The sequence below is a fragment of the Rhodopseudomonas pentothenatexigens genome, assembly GCF_900218015.1.
GTDB classification, from domain to species: Bacteria; Pseudomonadota; Alphaproteobacteria; order Rhizobiales; family Xanthobacteraceae; genus Rhodopseudomonas; species Rhodopseudomonas pentothenatexigens.
The window spans coordinates 1-17,847 of sequence record NZ_UFQQ01000005.1 but is presented as its reverse complement, the minus strand read 5'-3'; the positions used below and the strand labels follow the sequence as shown (position 1 = coordinate 17,847).

At 67.2% G+C, this 17,847-nt stretch carries 16 protein-coding genes; 7 read left to right on the top strand and 9 right to left on the bottom strand.

Features of this window, described 5'->3' with window-relative positions; genetic code table 11:
* Nucleotides 1-26: 26 nt before the first annotated feature.
* Nucleotides 27-665 (top strand): hypothetical protein, encoded by a 639-nt coding sequence (locus tag DWA33_RS05445; RefSeq protein WP_114357090.1) that lies wholly within the window; start codon nucleotides 27-29, stop codon nucleotides 663-665.
* On the opposite strand, the gene ftsH is transcribed toward DWA33_RS05445, so the two are convergent.
* The 3 genes from ftsH to DWA33_RS05430 all read right to left on the bottom strand — a co-directional run bounded on the left by ftsH (nucleotide 666) and on the right by DWA33_RS05430 (nucleotide 4,276).
* The gene (gene ftsH / locus DWA33_RS05440) at nucleotides 666-2,537 is read right to left on the bottom strand and encodes an ATP-dependent zinc metalloprotease FtsH (RefSeq protein WP_114357089.1); all 1,872 of its coding nucleotides are present in this window, start codon (nucleotides 2,535-2,537) and stop codon (nucleotides 666-668) included.
* A 360-nt stretch (nucleotides 2,538-2,897) separates the two neighbouring features.
* Complete coding sequence (locus DWA33_RS05435; protein ID WP_011159690.1) at nucleotides 2,898-3,548, bottom strand: 3-oxoacid CoA-transferase subunit B; 651 nt, start codon at nucleotides 3,546-3,548, stop codon at nucleotides 2,898-2,900.
* Between the two features lie 11 nt (nucleotides 3,549-3,559).
* On the bottom strand, nucleotides 3,560-4,276 hold the full coding sequence (locus tag DWA33_RS05430; RefSeq protein WP_114357088.1) for a CoA transferase subunit A: 717 nt from the start codon (nucleotides 4,274-4,276) through the stop codon (nucleotides 3,560-3,562).
* Nucleotides 4,277-4,482: 206 nt separating this feature from the next.
* On the opposite strand from DWA33_RS05430, the gene DWA33_RS05425 reads away from it, so the two are divergent.
* The gene (locus DWA33_RS05425) at nucleotides 4,483-6,429 is read left to right on the top strand and encodes an AsmA family protein (RefSeq protein ID WP_114357087.1); all 1,947 of its coding nucleotides are present in this window, start codon (nucleotides 4,483-4,485) and stop codon (nucleotides 6,427-6,429) included.
* A gap of 165 nt (nucleotides 6,430-6,594) precedes the next feature.
* On the opposite strand, the gene DWA33_RS05420 is transcribed toward DWA33_RS05425, so the two are convergent.
* The 4 genes from DWA33_RS05420 to DWA33_RS05405 all read right to left on the bottom strand — a co-directional run bounded on the left by DWA33_RS05420 (nucleotide 6,595) and on the right by DWA33_RS05405 (nucleotide 12,620).
* Complete coding sequence (locus tag DWA33_RS05420) at nucleotides 6,595-7,395, bottom strand: ABC transporter permease (RefSeq protein WP_114357086.1); 801 nt, start codon at nucleotides 7,393-7,395, stop codon at nucleotides 6,595-6,597.
* 160 nt (nucleotides 7,396-7,555) lie between these two features.
* Nucleotides 7,556-8,470, bottom strand: coding sequence for an ABC transporter permease (locus DWA33_RS05415; RefSeq protein WP_114357085.1), 915 nt, complete (start codon nucleotides 8,468-8,470; stop codon nucleotides 7,556-7,558).
* Complete coding sequence (locus DWA33_RS05410) at nucleotides 8,467-9,612, bottom strand: ABC transporter ATP-binding protein (protein ID WP_114357084.1); 1,146 nt, start codon at nucleotides 9,610-9,612, stop codon at nucleotides 8,467-8,469. Before DWA33_RS05410 ends, DWA33_RS05415 begins: the two co-directional genes overlap by 4 nt.
* Before the next feature lie 329 nt (nucleotides 9,613-9,941).
* Nucleotides 9,942-12,620 (bottom strand): sensor domain-containing protein, encoded by a 2,679-nt coding sequence (locus tag DWA33_RS05405; RefSeq protein WP_114357083.1) that lies wholly within the window; start codon nucleotides 12,618-12,620, stop codon nucleotides 9,942-9,944.
* Between the two features lie 170 nt (nucleotides 12,621-12,790).
* Here DWA33_RS05405 and DWA33_RS05400 point away from each other — a divergent pair, with 170 nt between their 5' ends.
* Nucleotides 12,791-13,894, top strand: coding sequence for an NAD(P)/FAD-dependent oxidoreductase (locus tag DWA33_RS05400; protein ID WP_114357082.1), 1,104 nt, complete (start codon nucleotides 12,791-12,793; stop codon nucleotides 13,892-13,894).
* Nucleotides 13,895-14,067: 173 nt separating this feature from the next.
* Here the strand turns inward: DWA33_RS05400 and DWA33_RS05395 are convergent, their stop codons facing one another.
* Nucleotides 14,068-14,250, bottom strand: coding sequence for a YdcH family protein (locus tag DWA33_RS05395; protein WP_114357081.1), 183 nt, complete (start codon nucleotides 14,248-14,250; stop codon nucleotides 14,068-14,070).
* Between the two features lie 358 nt (nucleotides 14,251-14,608).
* On the opposite strand from DWA33_RS05395, the gene DWA33_RS05390 reads away from it, so the two are divergent.
* Nucleotides 14,609-14,815 carry a YdcH family protein gene (locus tag DWA33_RS05390; protein ID WP_041808064.1) on the top strand — a complete coding sequence of 69 codons (207 nt, stop codon included), beginning with the start codon at nucleotides 14,609-14,611 and terminating at the stop codon, nucleotides 14,813-14,815.
* On the opposite strand, the gene DWA33_RS05385 is transcribed toward DWA33_RS05390, so the two are convergent.
* Nucleotides 14,805-15,533: a GGDEF domain-containing protein gene (locus DWA33_RS05385; RefSeq protein ID WP_114357276.1), complete on the bottom strand. Its 729-nt coding sequence runs from the start codon at nucleotides 15,531-15,533 to the stop codon at nucleotides 14,805-14,807. The two genes, DWA33_RS05390 and DWA33_RS05385, sit on opposite strands and share 11 nt — an antisense overlap.
* Before the next feature lie 152 nt (nucleotides 15,534-15,685).
* On the opposite strand from DWA33_RS05385, the gene purE reads away from it, so the two are divergent.
* The 3 genes from purE to rpsU all read left to right on the top strand — a co-directional run bounded on the left by purE (nucleotide 15,686) and on the right by rpsU (nucleotide 17,691).
* On the top strand, nucleotides 15,686-16,174 hold the full coding sequence (purE, locus tag DWA33_RS05380) for a 5-(carboxyamino)imidazole ribonucleotide mutase (RefSeq protein ID WP_114357080.1): 489 nt from the start codon (nucleotides 15,686-15,688) through the stop codon (nucleotides 16,172-16,174).
* On the top strand, nucleotides 16,171-17,271 hold the full coding sequence (locus DWA33_RS05375; protein WP_114357079.1) for a 5-(carboxyamino)imidazole ribonucleotide synthase: 1,101 nt from the start codon (nucleotides 16,171-16,173) through the stop codon (nucleotides 17,269-17,271). The genes purE and DWA33_RS05375 overlap by 4 nt, the downstream gene beginning before the upstream one ends.
* 156 nt (nucleotides 17,272-17,427) lie before the next feature.
* The gene (rpsU, locus tag DWA33_RS05370) at nucleotides 17,428-17,691 is read left to right on the top strand and encodes a 30S ribosomal protein S21 (protein ID WP_011159711.1); all 264 of its coding nucleotides are present in this window, start codon (nucleotides 17,428-17,430) and stop codon (nucleotides 17,689-17,691) included.
* Nucleotides 17,692-17,847 lie beyond the last annotated feature (156 nt).

Here is a 17,847-nt window from a genome sequence, read left to right as displayed (position 1 = left end):
CCGTCCACGAACGTATAATTCGCCCGATGAAGCAGATCCGGATCTCCCCTTTTGCCGCCCGCTGTGGCCTCACCCTCGCCGCAATGCTCCTCGCCGGAGCGGCCGCACAGGCGCAGGTAGCACCGATCCGCTATTGGGTCCCTGGCGGGCCGTTCGGCTTCGGCGGCGGCGCGATCGAGAATTGGCGCTCGCTGAACTGGAGCGATGTGCCGGGCTTCACCGCGGAAACTGACGAGAACGGCGAACTGCGCAGCGGCTTCGTCGCCCGCAGCTACAGCGCTCCGGTCACGCCGCTGGCCGGCGGTCTCGGCTGGCGCGCCCCGGGCGGCGCCGGCGCGTTCGGCAATTTCGGCTCGCTTGCCGCCGAGGGCTCGCAATACGGCTACCGCTTCAAAGGCGTCGGCGACATGCCGGTCACGCTGTTCGGCGGCGTCGACAGCCTGAAGTACAAGCCGGACGTGTTTACCACGCTGACCTCGCCGGGCTTCGCCAGCAGCACCACCGCCGCCACCAGCGTCAACGCCGGCATCGAGATCAAGCCGACCTCGAATGTCAGCCTGTCGTTCTCGGCCGGCTACACCCAGTACAACGGCACCACCGACAGTGACATCCGCTCCAATCTGCTGCCGGGCGAGTCGCCGATGTTCTCGGGCGGGCGACGGTAGTCAGTCGCTGTCGGCGCCGACCCGGGCCGCTGCATCGGCCGGGGATTGCAGCGCTCGCGCACCTGGACCGGCAAACGACCGCAGATCTTGCTCGTCGAGCGTTTCCTTCTCCATCAGCCGGCGGGCCGAGCGTTCGAGCTGGTCACGGCGCTCGCCGAGCAGCTTGACGGTGCGGTCGAAGGTGGCGTCGACGATGCGCTTGACCTCGTCGTCGACGGCCGCCGCGGTCTCCTCCGAGTAACTGCGCTCCTGCGGCCCGTAATACGGCTGGTCGCTCGCCAGGAACGAGCGGCGATCCTTCTCCAGCGCGACGTGACCGAGCCGCTCGCTCATGCCGTAGCGCGTCACCATGGCTCGGGCGATGTCGGTGACCTTCATCAGGTCGTCGGCGGCGCCGGTCGACAGGTGGCCGAACACGATCTTCTCGGCAGCGCGGCCGCCGAGCAGCACCGCCATCTTATTCTCCAGCTCCTCGCGGGTCATCAGGAAGCGATCCTCGGTCGGGCGCTGGATGGTGTAACCGAGCGCGCCGACGCCGCGCGGGATGATCGACACCTTGTGCACCGGATCGACCCCGGGCAGCGCCATCGCCACCAGCGCGTGGCCCATCTCGTGATAGGCGACGATCTCGCGCTCCTTCGGATTGAGCAGCCGGTTGCGCTTCTCCAGGCCCGCGACGATGCGCTCGATCGCGTTGTTGAAATCCTGCATCGTCACCGCATCGGCCTTGCGGCGGGTGGCGAGCAGCGTCGCCTCGTTGACGAGGTTCGCCAGATCGGCACCGGTGAAGCCCGGCGTCAGCGCCGCGATCTGCTCGGGCGAGACGTCGGGCGCCAGCTTCGCCCGGGTCAGATGCACGCCGAGGATCTGGATACGGCCGGCCTTGTCGGGACGATCGACCAGCACCTGGCGATCGAACCGGCCGGCGCGCAGCAGCGCCGGGTCGAGGATTTCAGGCCGGTTGGTGGCGGCGAGCAGCACCAGGCCCGTCGAGGAGTCGAAGCCGTCGAGCTCGACCAGGAGCTGGTTCAGCGTCTGCTCCTTCTCGTCGTGGCCGCCGGCATAGGGCCCGATGCCGCGGGCACGGCCGAGCGCGTCGAGCTCGTCGATGAAGATGATCGCCGGAGCCTTGGCGCGGGCCTGTTCGAACAGATCGCGCACCCGCGCGGCGCCGACGCCGACGAACATCTCGACGAACTCCGAACCGGAGATCGAGAAGAACGGCACGCCGGCCTCGCCCGCCACGGCTTTCGCCAGCAGGGTCTTGCCGGTGCCGGGCGGGCCGACCAGCAGAATGCCCTTCGGCATCCGGCCGCCAAGCCGACCGTAGCCCTCCGGATCCTTCAGGAAATCGACGATCTCCTTCAGCTCGTCCTTGGCTTCGTCGACGCCGGCGACGTCGGCGAACGACACGCCGGTGTCGGACTCGACATAGACCTTGGCCTTCGACTTGCCGATCTGCATCAAGCCGCCACCGACGCCGCCGCCCATCCGGCGCATGATGAACACCCAGACGCCGACGAACAGCAGCACCGGCACCACCCACGACAGCAGATCGCGAAAGAACGTGCTCTCGATCCGCCCGGTGACGACGACGCCCTTGTCCTGGAGCTGGCGTGCCAAATCCGGCTCGACCCGCGTGGTGATGAACATCGGCTTGCCGTCGATCGGCTCCTTGAACCGCCCCTGGATGAAGCGATCCGACACCGCGACCTCGGCGACCTTGCCTTCGCCCAGATAAGTCTCGAACTGGCTGTAGGGAATTTGCGCGACCAGCGTCGCGGTGGTGAACAGGTATTGAAAGCCGAGCAGAACGAAGAGTGCGATCAGCCAGTACCAGATATTGAACTGGGTCTTCTTGTTGAGCTCCACGACGGTGACTCCCCGCTGCGCTCCCGCGACGGGAGCAGTGCTCCTTGTCGTCCGACTGAAGACGCCGCTGCCCGCAGCCGAGTTCCCGCCCCCGCACGCAGCAGCATGCGCGGCTCATAGCCGGGCCGCAAGCGATACGGCGTGCTGAGGATTGCGTCTGTCTGGCAGTCCGGTCGATCGCAGCGACACGGCGACGGGCGGAGACGCGGTTGCCGAGCGATGCGACCGGGCAGCGCGCCGGTCTCTGCATCACAGAGCCGGCACCCGTCGATCTAAGGGAACAATGGCGGGTTTCAAGATCATCGGACACAGCGCGGCGGGCCGCCGCACTGGCCGGGACAGCAGCCGTCGCGGCGAACGTCAGGCGTTCTTCAGCGCGACGCGGAATTCGGCTTCGGTCTTGGCCTTGACCTCGTCGAGGGTGACGCCGTCGGCGAGTTCGATCAGCGCCATGCCGTCGTTGCCGTGCTTGTCGATGGTGAACACCGCCAGATCGGTCACCACCATGTCGACGACGCGCTCGCCGGTGAGCGGCAGGTTGCACGTCTTCAGCAGCTTCGGGCCGTCCTTGGCGGAATGCTCCATCACCACCACGACGCGCTTGACGCCGGCGACCAGATCCATCGCGCCGCCCATCCCCTTCACCATCTTGCCGGGGATCATCCAGTTGGCGAGATCGCCGTTCTGGGCGACCTGCATGGCGCCGAGGATCGACAGGTCGATATGGCCGCCGCGAACCATTGCGAACGAATCCGCCGACGAGAAGTAACTGGTCGACGGCAGCTCGGTGACGGTCTGCTTGCCGGCATTGATCAGGTCCGGGTCTTCTTCACCCTCGTAGGGGAACGGACCCATGCCGAGCATGCCGTTCTCGCTCTGCAGCACCACGTCGACGCCGTCCGGGATGTAGTTCGAGACCAGCGTCGGAATCCCGATGCCGAGGTTGACGTAGAAGCCGTCGCGCAATTCCTTGGCGGCGCGCGCCGCCATCTGTTCGCGGGTCCAAGCCATCAGGGTTCTCCTCAGCTCGCCGCCGGTTCGGCACGCTTGCGGGTGGTGCGCTGCTCGATGTGTTTCTTCGCGTTCGGCACGTGGACGATGCGCTGCACGAAGATGCCCGGGGTGTGGATATGATCCGGGTCGATCGCGCCCGCCGGCACCAGATGCTCGACCTCGGCGATGGTGATCTTGGCCGCGGTGGCCATCATCGGATTGAAGTTGCGCGCGGTCTTCCGGTACACGAGGTTGCCGGCGGTATCGCCCTTCCAGGCGTGCACGATCGCGACGTCGCCGAACAGGCCGCGTTCCATCACGTATTTCTCCCCGTCGAACTCGCGGATTTCCTTGCCTTCCGCCACCAGCGTGCCAACACCGGTCTTGGTGAAGAACGCCGGGATGCCGGCGCCGCCGGCGCGGATGCGCTCGGCCAGGGTGCCCTGCGGGGCGAATTCCAGTTCCAGCTCTCCGGCCAGAAACTGCTGCGCGAACAGCTTGTTCTCGCCCACATAGGACGAGATCATCTTCTTGATCTGCCGGGTCTCGAGCAGGCGGCTGAGGCCGATGCCGTCGACGCCCGCGTTATTGGAAACGAAGGTGAGATCCTTGACGCCCGCATCGCGGATCGCGTCGGACAGGGTCTCGGGAATGCCGCAAAGGCCGAAGCCGCCGGACATGATCATCATGCCGTCCCGCAAGATGCCGTCGAGTGCCGCCTTGGCGTCGGGGTAGACCTTGTTCATGATGCAGGGACCTTTGAGCGGGCTTTGCTGCGATTAGGTCTATTAGGCAAAAACCCCGCAACCCGTCAATTGCACCAGGCCCCGCAACACCCGGAAAGCCTTGAAAGCGCCAAGAAAACCGAGCAAGTTGCGCCCCGGGTCCGGCCCTGTTGGGAGCCGCCTCTCACACACCTCATTCACGCTCACGTTCCGGAAACTGGTTGGCGATGGCCCAAGGAATTAAGCGCCTCGGGATCTCGGTCGCGGTGCTGATCGCCGTCGCCGTGACAGGGGCGTTCGCGCTGTCGCTGACGATCGACCGCGGCGCCCTGCGCCAGGCGGTGGAGATGCAGCTTCGCGCCGCGACCGGGCTGCAGCTCGCGGTCGACGGCGCCATCGACGTTACCATCTTTCCGCGCAGCACGGTGGTGTTCAGCGACGTCCGGCTGAAGAGCGACGGGGACGGCAACGGCGATGCCGCACTCAGCGTCAAGACGCTGACCGCCAATCTGCGGCTGCTGCCGCTGTTGCTGCGGCGGTTCGAGATTGCCGACGTGGAGCTGGGCCGTCCGTCGATCCACGTGGTGCGCGATACCGACGGCCGCAGCAACTGGACGCCGTTCATCGACAGCCTGACCCGGACGATGAAGCCCGGCCTCGACGACCAGGTGTCGTTCTCCGAAATCCGGCTGCAGGACGGCGAGCTCAGCTATCGCGACCAGGCCAACGGTCTGCACGAGCACATCAGCGACATCGACCTGTCGCTGGCATGGCCGTCGATCTCGCGGACTTTCGCCGCCACCGGCCAGTTCGACTGGCGCGGCGAACGCATCGACGGCTCGATCACCGTCGCTGACTTCATCGCCGCGCTGTCGGGCGAGCGCTCCGGCCTGAAGCTGCGGGTCGCCGGAGCGCCGATGAAGATCGCGTTCGACGGCACCATCGCCAACAAGGCCAGCCTGGTGCTGACCGGCACGGTGAGCGCCGACAGCGTTTCGCTGCGCAATGCGTTGCGCTGGGCCGGGCAGGAGCCGCCCGGCACCGGCGGCTTCGGCCGGTTCGCGCTGAAGGCCCGGGCCAACCTGGTCGGTCCGTCGGTGGCGCTGACCAACGTCAATGTCGAGCTCGACAAGAACGTCGCCGAAGGGGTGATGACCTACACGATCGCCGGCGGCCATCAGGGCCTGCAGGCGACGCTCGCCGCCGGCAGTATCGACGTCACGCCGTATCTGTCGACGATCCGGCTGCTCGCCAGCGGCGCGCGCGACTGGAATCGGCAATTGTTTGACCTGACCTCGACCGACCCGGTCGACCTCGACATGCGGCTGTCGGCCGCCAAGGTGACGATCGGCTCCACCACTCTCGGCCGCACCGCGCTCAGCGCCAATCTGCGCGGCGGCGCGCTGGCGCTCAGCGTCGGCGAGGCCCAGGTCTACGGCGGCATCGCGCAAGGCACTTTCGGGATCGGGCGCTCCGACAAAGCCGCCAGCGTCAAGGCGCAATTCCAGTTCAACGACGTCGACCTGCAGACCTGCGCCGCCGATCTGCTCGGGGTGCGCAACCTGTCCGGGCGCGGCAACCTGACGGTTTCGCTCGAGGCCGAGGGCGCCAGCCCGTTCGGCCTGGCGCAGTCGCTCGACGGCTCGGCGCTGCTCACCGGCCACGACGGCGCGATCAGCGGCTTCAATGTCGAACAGCTATTGAAGCGGCTGGAACGGCGGCCGCTGTCCGGCGGCGGCAATTTCCGCAGCGGCAAGACGCCGTTCGACAAGCTCACCGTGGCGGTGCGGTTCGCCGACGGCGTCGCCACCGCCGACGAGGTCCGGATCGAAGGGCCGACCGCGCGGATCGCGCTGAGCGGCACCGCCTCGGTGCCGGCACGGGAATACGACCTCAAGGGCGTCGCCAGCCTGGCGAACGGCTCCGCCGCCAAGCCCGGCTTCGACCTGCCGTTCATCGTGCAGGGGCCATGGGACGACCCGCTGATCTTCCCCGACCCGGAAAGCCTGATCCGCCGCTCGCCGGCCTCGGCGCCGCTGCTCGACGCGGTCAAGGACCGCAAGACCCGCGACACGGTCCGTTCGGTGCTCGAACGCATCACCGGCAAGAAGCAGGATGCCGAGCCGCCGGCCGAAGCTCCGGCCGCGGCGCCGGCCGAGCCGAAGGCGAACTGATCCGTTCCCGCCAGGGCCCCGACGATCGGACAATCATTCTGAGCGCGTCGTCCTGAGGCGTCCTCCCGCAGGCGGGCCTCGAAGGACGTCGGCAACACGCGCGGCCCATCCTTCGAGGCGCGCAAGGGCGCGCACCTCAGGATGACATTGGACGTGTTGCGCACCTCACATCGGCGCGGCGTTGTCGGCCTGGCTCTTGGACAGCTTCGACGCCAGCGACGCGATCACGATCAGCACCGTCACGGCGGAGATGATCAGGGTGCAGATCGCGTTGATCTCCGGCTTCACCCCGAGCCGCACTTCCGAATAGATCCGGATCGGCAGCGTGGTCGAGCCGGGGCCGGTGGTGAAGCTGGCGATCACCAGATCGTCGAGCGACAGCGCGAACGCCAGCATCCAGCCCGCCGCGATCGCCGGCCAGATCAGCGGCACGGTGGCGCGCAGGAACGCCTCCACCGGGGCGCAGCCGAGATCCATCGCGGCCTCCTCGACGCTGCGGTCGAGCGCGTGCAGCCGCGACTGCACCACTACTGCGACGAAGCACATCGTCAGAGTGGTGTGGGCGATCACCACCGTCCAGAACCCGCGCTCGGCGCTGATCGCGACGAACAACAGCAGCAGCGACAGGCCGGTGATCACTTCCGGCATCACCAGCGGCGCGTACAGCATGCCGGAGAACAGCGTGCGGCCCCTGAAATGCCCTGCCCGCGACAGCGCCACCGCCGCCAGCGTGCCGAGCACCGCCGCCGCGGTGGCCGAGGTCAGCGCCACTCGCAGGCTCATCCAGGCGGCGTCGAGCATCGGCTGATCCTCGAAGAATTCGCGATACCATCGCAGCGACCAGCCGCCCCACACCGTGACCAGGCGGGAATCGTTGAACGAGTAGATCACCAGGATCACGATCGGCAGATACAGGAACGCCAGCCCCAGCGTCAGCGAGACGAGGTTGAAACGGGAGAGCCTCATGGCATGCACCCTCTGCTCCCCTCCCCCTTGCGGGGAGGGGTCGGGGGTGGGGGTCCAAGACGGAAGCCTCGCCTCGTGGCTCCCCCCCACCCCGCCCCTCCCCCGCAAGGGGGGAGGGAGAAGGCAACGCTCGCGGTGAGGTCTGTCATCAGCAACGCCATCACGACCTCCCCTCGAGCTGGCGCCGCTGCGCCCGCTCGTAGATCAGCAGCGGCAGCAGCAGCACCCCGAGCAGCAGCACCGCGAGCGCCGAGGCCACCGGCCAGTCGCGGTTGGTGAAGAACTCCAGCCACAGCGTCTGGCCGATCATCGGCGATGTCGAGCCGGCGAGCAGGTCCGGGATCACGAACTCGCCGACGATCGGAATGAAGCACAGCAGCACGCCGGCGCCGATGCCGGGCAGCGACAGCGGGAACGTCACCAGCCAGAACGCCTGGCGCGGCGAGGCGCCGAGGTCGGCGGCGGCTTCCGACAGCGCATGCGGCAGCTTCGCCAGCGTCGCGTACAGCGGCAGCACCATGAACGGCAGATACGAATAGACGAGGCCGATATACATCGCGGTGTCGGTCGACAGCCACACCACCGGCTTCGACACGATGTGCAGCGCCAGCAGAAGCTGATTGAGCAGGCCGTCGTGCTGCAGGATGTTGATCCAGGCGTAGATCCGGATCAGGAACGAGGTCCAGAACGGCACGATCACCAGCATCATCGCCATCGGCTGCCAGCCGCGCGGCAGCCGCGCCATCGCGAACGCGATCGGATAACCGATCAGAAGCAGGATCGCGGTCGACACCGCCGCCACCGTGAGGCTGCGCAAATAGGACAGAAGGTACAGATCGTCGCCGAAGATCAGCCTGAAATTGTCGAGCGACAGCGACCCGAACGCCGACTGCAGCGCCGCCCAGCCGGCCGCGAGGTCGAACACCGGCGTATAAGGCGGCTGCGCCACAGCGGTCTGCGACAGGCCGATCTTCACCACGAAGCCGAACGGCACCAGGAAGAACAGCAGCATCCAGACATACGGCGCGACCGCCGCGAGCCGCGCCGGCTTGGTGAAGATCCGGCGGCCGCTCATCGGGTCAGCACCACGCAATCGTCGGGGGCGAACCACGCCACCACGTGCTGACCGGCGTGATAGGCGTCGACGTCGAGCCGCGTCGTATTCGCCATCGCGGCCAGCAGCGTCGCGCCGTGATCGAGCCGGACCTTGTAGCTGGTCATGCCCCCGGCGTAGCCGATGTCGGTGATGGTGCCGTCGAGCCGGTTGATCGCGTCGGCGTGGCCGGCGTCGGCAGCCGGGCCGCGCAGCGACAGCTTGATCTTCTCCGGCCGGATCGCGACGCAGATCGCATCGGCGTCCAGCGCCTCGCGCGGCTCCGCCGCCACCACCGCGCCGGCCCCGCCGGTGGCCACCGTGATGCGGCCGTGCTCACGGCCGGCGACGCTGCCTTCCAGCATGTTGACGTCGCCGACGAACTCTGCGACCCAGCGCGACGCCGGCGCCTCGTACAGCTGCCGCGGCGCCGCGACCTGGTCGAGCCGGCCGGCGCGCATCACGCCGATGCGGTCCGCGACCGTCATCGCCTCCTGCTGATCGTGGGTGACGATCACGAAGGTGGTACCGAGCCGCTTCTGCAGCGCCATCAGTTCGAGCTGAGTGCTTTCACGCAGCTTCTTGTCGAGCGCCGCCATCGGTTCGTCCAGCAGCAACAGGCTCGGCCGCCGCGCCAGCGCCCGCGCCAGCGCGACGCGCTGCTGCTGGCCGCCGGAGAGCTGGTCCGGCCGCCGCTTCTCCATGCCCTCCAGCCTCACCAGCGCGACCATCTCGGCGACCCGCGCCTTGATCTCCTTGCGCGGCAGCCGGGCCCGCTTCAGCCCGAACGCGATGTTGTCGGCGACAGAGAGATGCGGAAACAGCGCGTAGTTCTGAAACATCATATTGACGGGACGCTCGTGCGGCAGCACTGCGGCGATATCCACGCCGTTCAGCAGGATGCGCCCGGCATCCGGCGTCTCGAATCCCGCCAGCATCCGCAGCAGCGTCGTCTTGCCGCAACCGCTGGGGCCGAGCAGCGCGAAGAACTCGCCGGCGTTGATGTCCAGCGACAGCCGGTCGACGGCGACGAACCCGCCGAACCGTTTCTCCACGGCTTCGATACGCAACAGCGGCTCGCCGGCAACCTCGGCCGGCGCGGGATATCCAGCGTGCTCCGTCATTTCCTCAGCGTCTCTGCAGCTCCAGGCCGGTTCGATCAGAACCGCAAGCTGTAGCGACCTATCGCACGCGGCTCAACCGTCGGGAACGCCGGTGACTTCGCTCAGCCCTCGCCGTCGGGCGTACTGAAGCTCCCCATCGCGTCGAACATCGAGGCCTGGAGAAGGCGGCGAATTCGGCGCGCTCGGGCACTGGGCGCGGCCGGACCTGATCACGCTGCGTGTCGACGACAGGCGGCAGACACCGGTGGCGTTCGGCGGCAAATCGGTCGCGGGCGGTGCCGGAGACTGAGCGTCCGCGAAGCTGCCGCGGCGCGTCGCGCGAACGGCGATCAGCTCGCTTCGCGTGCGCGCGCCTGGGCGTTGCCGTCCTCGGAGTCCAGTCCGACCAGGCAGCGATACTGATCGATTGGCGCCGGCTTGCCGATCAGATAGCCCTGTACCGCGTCGCAGGCCTCGTCGACCAGGAAGTCGAGCTGGTCCTGGGTCTCGACGCCTTCAGCGACCAGCGTCACGCCGAGGCCGTGGCCGAGCCCGATCACGGCGCGGACGATGGCGGCCGATTGGGGGTTGCGGCCGAGATTCATGATGAAGGCGCGGTCGATCTTGATCTTGTCGAACGGGAACGCCTGCAGATAGGTCAGCGAGGAATAGCCGCTGCCGAAGTCGTCCATCGACACCCGGACCCCGAGCGCCTTCAGCCGGCGCAGCAGCGACAGGCCGCGATCGAAGTCCTCGATCAGCACGCCCTCGGTGATCTCCAGCTCCAGACGCCCCGGCTCCAGCCCTGTCTGCAGCAATACCTCGTGAACGAACGCGACCAGATCGGTGTTGAGAAACTGCGCCGGCGACAGGTTGACCGCGACCTGCAGCGGCCGCGCCCACGAGGCCGCCTGACGGCAGGCTTCGCGCAAGATCCATTCGCCGAGCTCGACGATCAGTCCGCTCTCTTCGGCGAGCGGAATAAACTCGCTCGGCGGTACGAAGCCGCGGGTCGGATGGCGCCACCGCGTCAGAGCCTCGAAGCCGACGATGTCGTTGTTGCCGACCCGCTTCGTGCTCGACGCCTGCGGCTGGTAGTACAGCGACATTTCGCCGTTGCGGATCGCGTTCGACAGGTCCTGGTGCAGCACCCGTCGGTCGCGGATCTGCATGTCCATTTCCGGCTCGAACACCGTGACCGAGCCGCGCGCCTTCGCCTTGGCGCGGAACAGCGCGGCACCGGCATTGGCGAGCAGCGACGCCGCATCGGTGCCGTTGGCGGGGAACAGCGCGACCCCGGTGGTGACGCCGATCCGAACCGTCTTGCCGTCGATCACGAAGCCCGGCGCCAGCGCCTTGGCCACCACGCTCGCCAGTTCGAGCGCAGCCCCCGGCTGCGGACCGTCGATGATCAGGCCGAATTCGTCGCCGGACAGGCGCGCCACCACGCCGCCACGCGCCGCCCATTCGATCCGGCGCGCCACCTCGATCAGCAGCTTGTCGCCGATCGCATGGCCGAACACGTCGTTGATTTCCTTCAGGCCGTCGAGATCGACGCTGAGCACGGCGAATTCGTCGACCGCGTCGTCACATGCCTCGATCATCTGAGTCAGCGATTTCAGGAACGCGTCGCGGTTCGGCAGATCGGTGAGGCCGTCGTGATACGCCATATGGGCCATCCGCGCCTCGGTCTGGCGGCGGTCGGTGACGTCGACATGGGTCTTGATCAGATAATGCGCCTGATCGGTGTCGTCGATGACGGTCATCCGCCGCGTCACGAACAGGCGCAACCCGCCGGCGGTCGAGATCGGATGTTCCTCGACCACCAGGCCGCCCTTGCGGATCGCCAGCTCGTCGCGTTCGGCGATCAGCCGCGCTTCCTTGGCGTTGAAGATTTCCGCGGTGGTCAGCCCGGTGGCGTCCTCGCGGCGACGATTGAGGATGATCTCGGCGCCGCGGTTGGCGAGCACGTAGCGGCCGTCGGCGGTGTTCTGCACCGTCAGTGCGACCGGAATATTGTCGATCACCAGTTCGAGGAAGCGCTTGGTCCTCTCCAGTTCCAGCGACAGCGCGCGCCGGTTGGTGACGTCCTCGAACAGCGCGATCAGGAATTCCGGTTCGCCCTGCTCGTTGCGCGCGACCACGCGGTTGCTGGCGAGCACGCGTTCGCCTCGCCCGATCTCGACGGTCAGCTCGGAGGTGTAGGCGCCGGTGCTCGAGCTCAGCGCGCAGTGATCCGCCTCACGGATGCTCGCCGCGGATCGTGCGGGATACAGCTCCTCGGCGGTGGCGCCGACGATGCGATCGCGGCTCAGACCGGACAGAGCTTCGAACGCGCGATTGGCGAGGATGTAACGCCCGTCCTCGATGGTCTTGGCGGCGACGCAGACCGGGATGTTGTCGATCACCGACTCCAGGAACTGCTTGGTGGTGGCCAGTTGCTTGGACACCCGGCGCAGCTCGCTGCACTCGTCGTGGGTCGCGATCGTGCTGCCATTGGCGAGTTGCGAGAATTTCACTTGGATGCAGCGCCCGTCCGCCAGTTCGGACACGTAGCCGCCCGGCGCTCCGGCGCTGCGATAGAAGTCGTCGTTGGACAGATCGAGCATGCCGCGGGCGCGACGCAGCGCCAGCAATTCGCGACCCGGCAGGCCGCGCGGCACCTCGGCTCGGCTCAGCCCGTACATCTCGAGATAGCGGTCGTTGCAGAACACGATGCGGCCCGAGGCGTCGGCGATCACCACGCCCTGCTGCAGCTTGTTGAGGACCGAATCCACCAGCATGTTTTTGCGGCGCTGGGCGCGGCGCTGCTTGCGCAGCATCGAGGTCGCCCACAACGCGATCGCGCAGGTGAACGACGCCACGACGAAACCGCCGATCAACAGTTCCCAGACGAACTCAGGTTCGATGCCGCCGATGTAGCTGGCCGGCGCGAGCCCCTGCGCCGCGATCGCTCCCGATGGAGAAAGACCGGTCGTCACCGCAGCCAACGCTGCCCCGCTGCCCGCCTTCCCAATCCACGCCGTCATACAACACCCAGAAATTGCAGCGGGAGTTTGCTGCAAGAGACCTTTGGAACATGTAAACACCGCTGGTCCGACAAACGGCGATGGGGTGGATTTTCATCAATTGACCCGAGATGGTTAACCCGATCATAAACGCCGCCTGACGAGAGAACTGCAACAAGAGCGCGGGATCGATGGAAGAAGTGGAATGCGTCGTGGTCGGCGCCGGCGTGGTCGGTCTGGCGATCGCGCGAAAGCTGGCACAGCAGGGCCGCGAAGTGATCGTGGTCGAAGCGGCGGAATCGATCGGCACCGGCACCTCGTCGCGCAACAGCGAAGTGATCCACGCCGGGATTTATTATCGCGCCGGCAGCCTGATGGCGCGGTTCTGCGTCGCCGGCCGGCGGGCGCTGTACGACTATTGCGGCGATCACGGCGTCGCGCATCGCCGCTGCGGCAAACTGATCGTCGCCACCAACGAAGCGGAGGCCGAGAAGCTCGCCGCGATCCGTGCCCACGCCGCCGCCAACGGCGTCGACGACATGCGCGTGCTCGACGGCGCGGAGGCGCGGGCGATGGAGCCGTCGCTCGCCTGCGTCGCCGCGTTGCTGTCGCCCTCGACCGGCATCGTCGACAGCCACGGCTACATGCTGGCGCTGCGCGGCGATGCCGAAGCGGCCGGCGCGGCGTTCGCGTTTCATGCACCGCTGCTGTCGGCGCGCCGTGACGGCGAGGCGCTCGCGCTCGACATCGGCGGCGAAATGCCGATGACGCTCGGCTGCCGGCTGCTGATCAACGCCGCCGGCCTCGGCGCGCCGGCGGTGGCGCGCGCGATCGCCACGATGCCGGCCGAGCTGGTGCCGACCGCATATTACGCCAAGGGAAATTACTTCACCTGCAGCGCGCGGGCGCCGTTCTCGCACCTGATCTATCCGGTGCCGGAGCCCGGCGGGCTCGGCGTGCATCTGACGCTGGACCTGGGAGGCCAGGCCAAATTCGGTCCGGACGTCGAGTGGATCGACGAGATCGACTACGTGGTCGATCCCGCCCGCGCGGCGCGATTCTATCCGGCGATCCGCAAATATTGGCCTGGTCTGCCGGACGGCGCGCTGTCGCCGGGCTACTCCGGTATCCGGCCGAAGATCGTACCGAAGTCGGTCGCGGTGCAGGACTTCGTCGTGCAGGGCCCGCGCGAGCACGGGGTGTCGGGGCTGATCAACCTGTTCGGGATCGAGTCGCCCGGCCTCACCGCCTCATTGGCGATTGCCGATCACGTCGCCGAACTCGCGGCGGCATGACCGGCGCAGGATCACCTTCGGATCGGGACAGCTCCAGTCTTCCGCTGACGCCGCCCGGAAGGCTCTTCGGCGTCGGCGGAAACGAGGTCCCGCGGCTTGCGGCCCGCGCCGTGGCGTGCATCGCGCACGCCGAAGACGCGGGGATCAGCTCTGCTGCAGTGCGGTGAGGAGATTCAGTGGAGGCTGGTGGTGGTCTGCCTCAGCTTGGCGATCTGGTCCCGAACCATCAGCTTGCGGCGCTTCAGTTCGGCGATACGCGCGTCGTCGGTGGAAGGATGGGCGAGAGCGTCGTGCAATTCGGTCTCCAGAACTTTGTGCTTGCGTTCCAGTTCGACGAGATGTGCCTGAATTGCCATACGAAACCTCCTCTTTTGGTGAGACTGAGTTTCCATCCGGACGAAGAAGTGTACATCTCTGGTGGCGTCTGTCGATAGGTTTGAAATACGCGCGTCATAATTTCGCGGGCGGAACGAAATGATTCGTAGCTGCGTGCGCACCGCCCTCGGAAACGACCGAGGAAGCAACCTGCACGGCACGTCCGACAATTCGACCGACCGCGTTCCCGGATTATTCACCTGACGAAGGTCGTACACGACGCGATGCAGAACGGCGCCGCTTGCTCGCAACGCCGCAAAGGCGATAATGACGCCGAACTGATCGACAATCCTCAGCAACCGGCCCGCCGATCGGCGCCGGTTCAAGCCGACACTGATCATGACCGATGAAGACGAGGGCGACCTCGGTGCAGAGCTGGCCAGGCTGCAACAAGAGCACCGCGATCTCGATGCCGCGATCGACGCGCTGCATCATTCGCCGGCGCCCGACCTGTTGCGACTGCAGCGCCTGAAGAAACGCAAGCTGGCGCTGCGCGACCGCATCTCCTTCATCGAAGATCAGATCACGCCCGACATCATCGCCTGATCGTTGCACCCGAAGCGGCGCGGCGCTCCGCCTTGCGGGCGTACATCGCCCGATCGGCAAGCGCGAACGCTTCGGCCGCGTCCATCTCCGGCGTCAGCATTGCCACGCCGGCGGAGATTCCGACCGCGATCGTTTGATCGCCATAGCGGATCGCGAGTTCGTCGACCGCAGCCTCCAAGCCCAACGCTTTGGCGCGGGCGTCGGTTTCGTCGAGATTCCATAGCAGCAGCGCAAACTCGTCGCCGCCGAGCCGGCCGATCAGATCCGACGCACGGACGTGGCGCAGCAGCGCTTCGGTCACAGCCTTCAGCACCACGTCGCCGGCGGCGTGGCCGAGCGTGTCATTGACCGGCTTGAGCCGATCGACATCCAGCATGATCAGCGCGCCGCCGGCGCCGTAGCGCTTGATGTAGGCCAGTGCCCGACCGAGCTCGCGCTCGAAGCCGCGGCGGTTGGCGATGCCGAGCAGGAAGTCGGTTTCGGCGGAAGCGCGCAGCACGTCGATCTCCGCCAGCGCGGCGGCGAGCTGGGCCTTCAGCCGCCGGATCTTGAGCTGCGGATCGGCCGGCAGCCGCCCCCCGGCAACCCGCGCCCGCGGCGTCGCCGGCGCCGGGCGCGGCCCGGCAGGCGGCAGTTTTCGCTTCTTGGCGGCAGGCTTGGCTGTCCCGCGGTCGACCGATCGGCGGGCGGATGAGGGGCGGATGGGCTTCTTTTTCATGAGAATCAGCCGGAGAACCGCCACAACACTTGCCGCTCTTCACCAAGAAAGGATAGTCCATTCCGGATGCCTCGGCCGGCGCCGTTGCGATCCCTTCAACTCTCACCCATGTTTCTGGATTCACGACAGAATCGTTCGAAAGACCCGTTTGAATGACAGCTCCCGTCGCGATCATCATGGGCAGCCAGTCGGACTGGGAAACGATGCGGCATGCCGCCGACACCCTGACCGCCCTCGGCGTTGCCCATGACAGCCAGATCGTCTCCGCGCACCGCACCCCGGACCGGCTCTACGCCTTTGCCAAGGGCGCCAAGGCAGCCGGCTACCGCATCGTCATCGCCGGCGCCGGAGGGGCTGCGCATCTGCCGGGGATGACCGCGGCGCTGACCGAGCTGCCGGTGTTCGGCGTGCCGGTCGAGTCCAAGACCATGTCGGGCCTGGATTCGCTGTATTCGATCGTGCAGATGCCGGCCGGCATCCCGGTCGGCACGCTGGCGATCGGCAAGGCCGGCGCAGTCAACGCCGCCCTCCTCGCCGCGAGCGTATTGGCGCTGACTGACTCCGAACTGGCGACACGGCTGGCAGCCTGGCGCAAGGCGCAGACCGATTCGGTCGCCGCCCGCCCGGAGGGCGCCGCGTGAGTGCATCCCGTCGTGAACCGCTGAAGCCGGGCGACACCATCGGGATCCTCGGCGGCGGCCAGCTCGGCCGGATGCTGGCGCTCGCCGCTGCCCGGCTCGGGCTGAAGTGCCAAGTGTTCTCGCCCGACCCGGATTCGCCGGCGTTCGACGTGGTGCAGAACGCCACCTGCGCCGAATATGCCGATGTCGAGGCGCTGGAAGCGTTCGCCTCCGAGGTCGACGTCATCACCTACGAGTTCGAAAACGTGCCGGCCTCGGCCGCGCTGGTGCTGGCGGCACGCAAGCCGGTGCTGCCGGATCACACCATCCTGGAGACCACCCAGGACCGGCTGGCCGAGAAGGACTTCGTCACCCGGCTCGGCATCGGCACCGCCGGTTATGCGGACGTCACCTCGCCGCAGACGCTGCGCGACGCGGTCGCCAGGCTGGGCCTGCCGGCCGTGCTGAAGACCCGGCGGTTCGGCTACGACGGCAAGGGCCAGATGATGCTGCGCCCGGGCGACGATCCGGAAGCGGCCTGGGCCAGCCTGGAGACCCGCGCCGCGATTCTCGAAGCCTTTGTGCCGTTCGAACGCGAGATTTCGGTGATCGCCGCGCGCGGCGCCGACGGCCAGGTGGTGAGCTACGACGTCACCGAGAACGAGCACAGCGACCACATTCTGAAGATCTCCAAGGCACCGGCGGCGATCCCGGACGCGGTCGCCGACGAGGCGCGCCGGATCGCCAAGACGATCGCCGACGCGCTCGGCTATGTCGGCGTGCTCGGAGTCGAGATGTTCGTGGTGCCGGGCGCGGACGGGCCGCAGGTGCTGGTCAACGAGATCGCGCCGCGGGTGCACAATTCCGGCCATTGGACCCTGGACGGCGCCTCGGTGTCGCAGTTCGAGCAGCACATCCGGGCGATTGCCGGCTGGCCGCTGGCCGAGCCGCTGCGCCACGGGACCGTGACCATGACCAACCTGATCGGCGACGATGTGCACGACTATGCCGGTTGGCTGACGGTTCCCGGTGCCACTGTACATCTGTACGGCAAGCGTCTCGCGATGCCCGGCCGCAAGATGGGCCATGTCACCGTGGTCGATCCCGGAAAACCCTGACGGAACCGACCAACGTCGCAAAACTTAATTGTCGGCTCAGGTGGACATTGCCGGCCCGATCTGATACATGGGCGCCCTCTAGGTGGAGGGCCTGGCCGTTGTCGGCCCCGCCTAATCCAATAAATTCCGATCCGATCACTCTGAAGAGGATGCCGCGTGCAGGTTCTCGTTCGCGATAACAACGTCGATCAAGCCCTCAAGGCGCTGAAGAAGAAGATGCAGCGCGAGGGGATTTTCCGCGAGATGAAGCTGCGCGGACATTACGAGAAGCCGTCCGAGAAGAAGGCGCGCGAGAAGGCGGAAGCCGTGCGCCGCGCCCGCAAGCTCGCCCGCAAGAAGCTGCAGCGCGAAGGCCTGCTGCCGAGCAAGCCGAAGCCGGCTTTCGGCGCGGATCGCCGTCCGAGCGCGGCGGCGCGCTGATCGCGCCTTTCGGCGACGAAACGAACTGAGTTTGAAGAACGCGGGCCCCCGGGGCCCGCGTCAGACTGCTGACAAAGTCCTCGCCATTGGCGGGGGCTTTTGATTCCATGGGGGATGCTTCGCAAACCCTCACCGCAACAGACTTCGATCGAGATG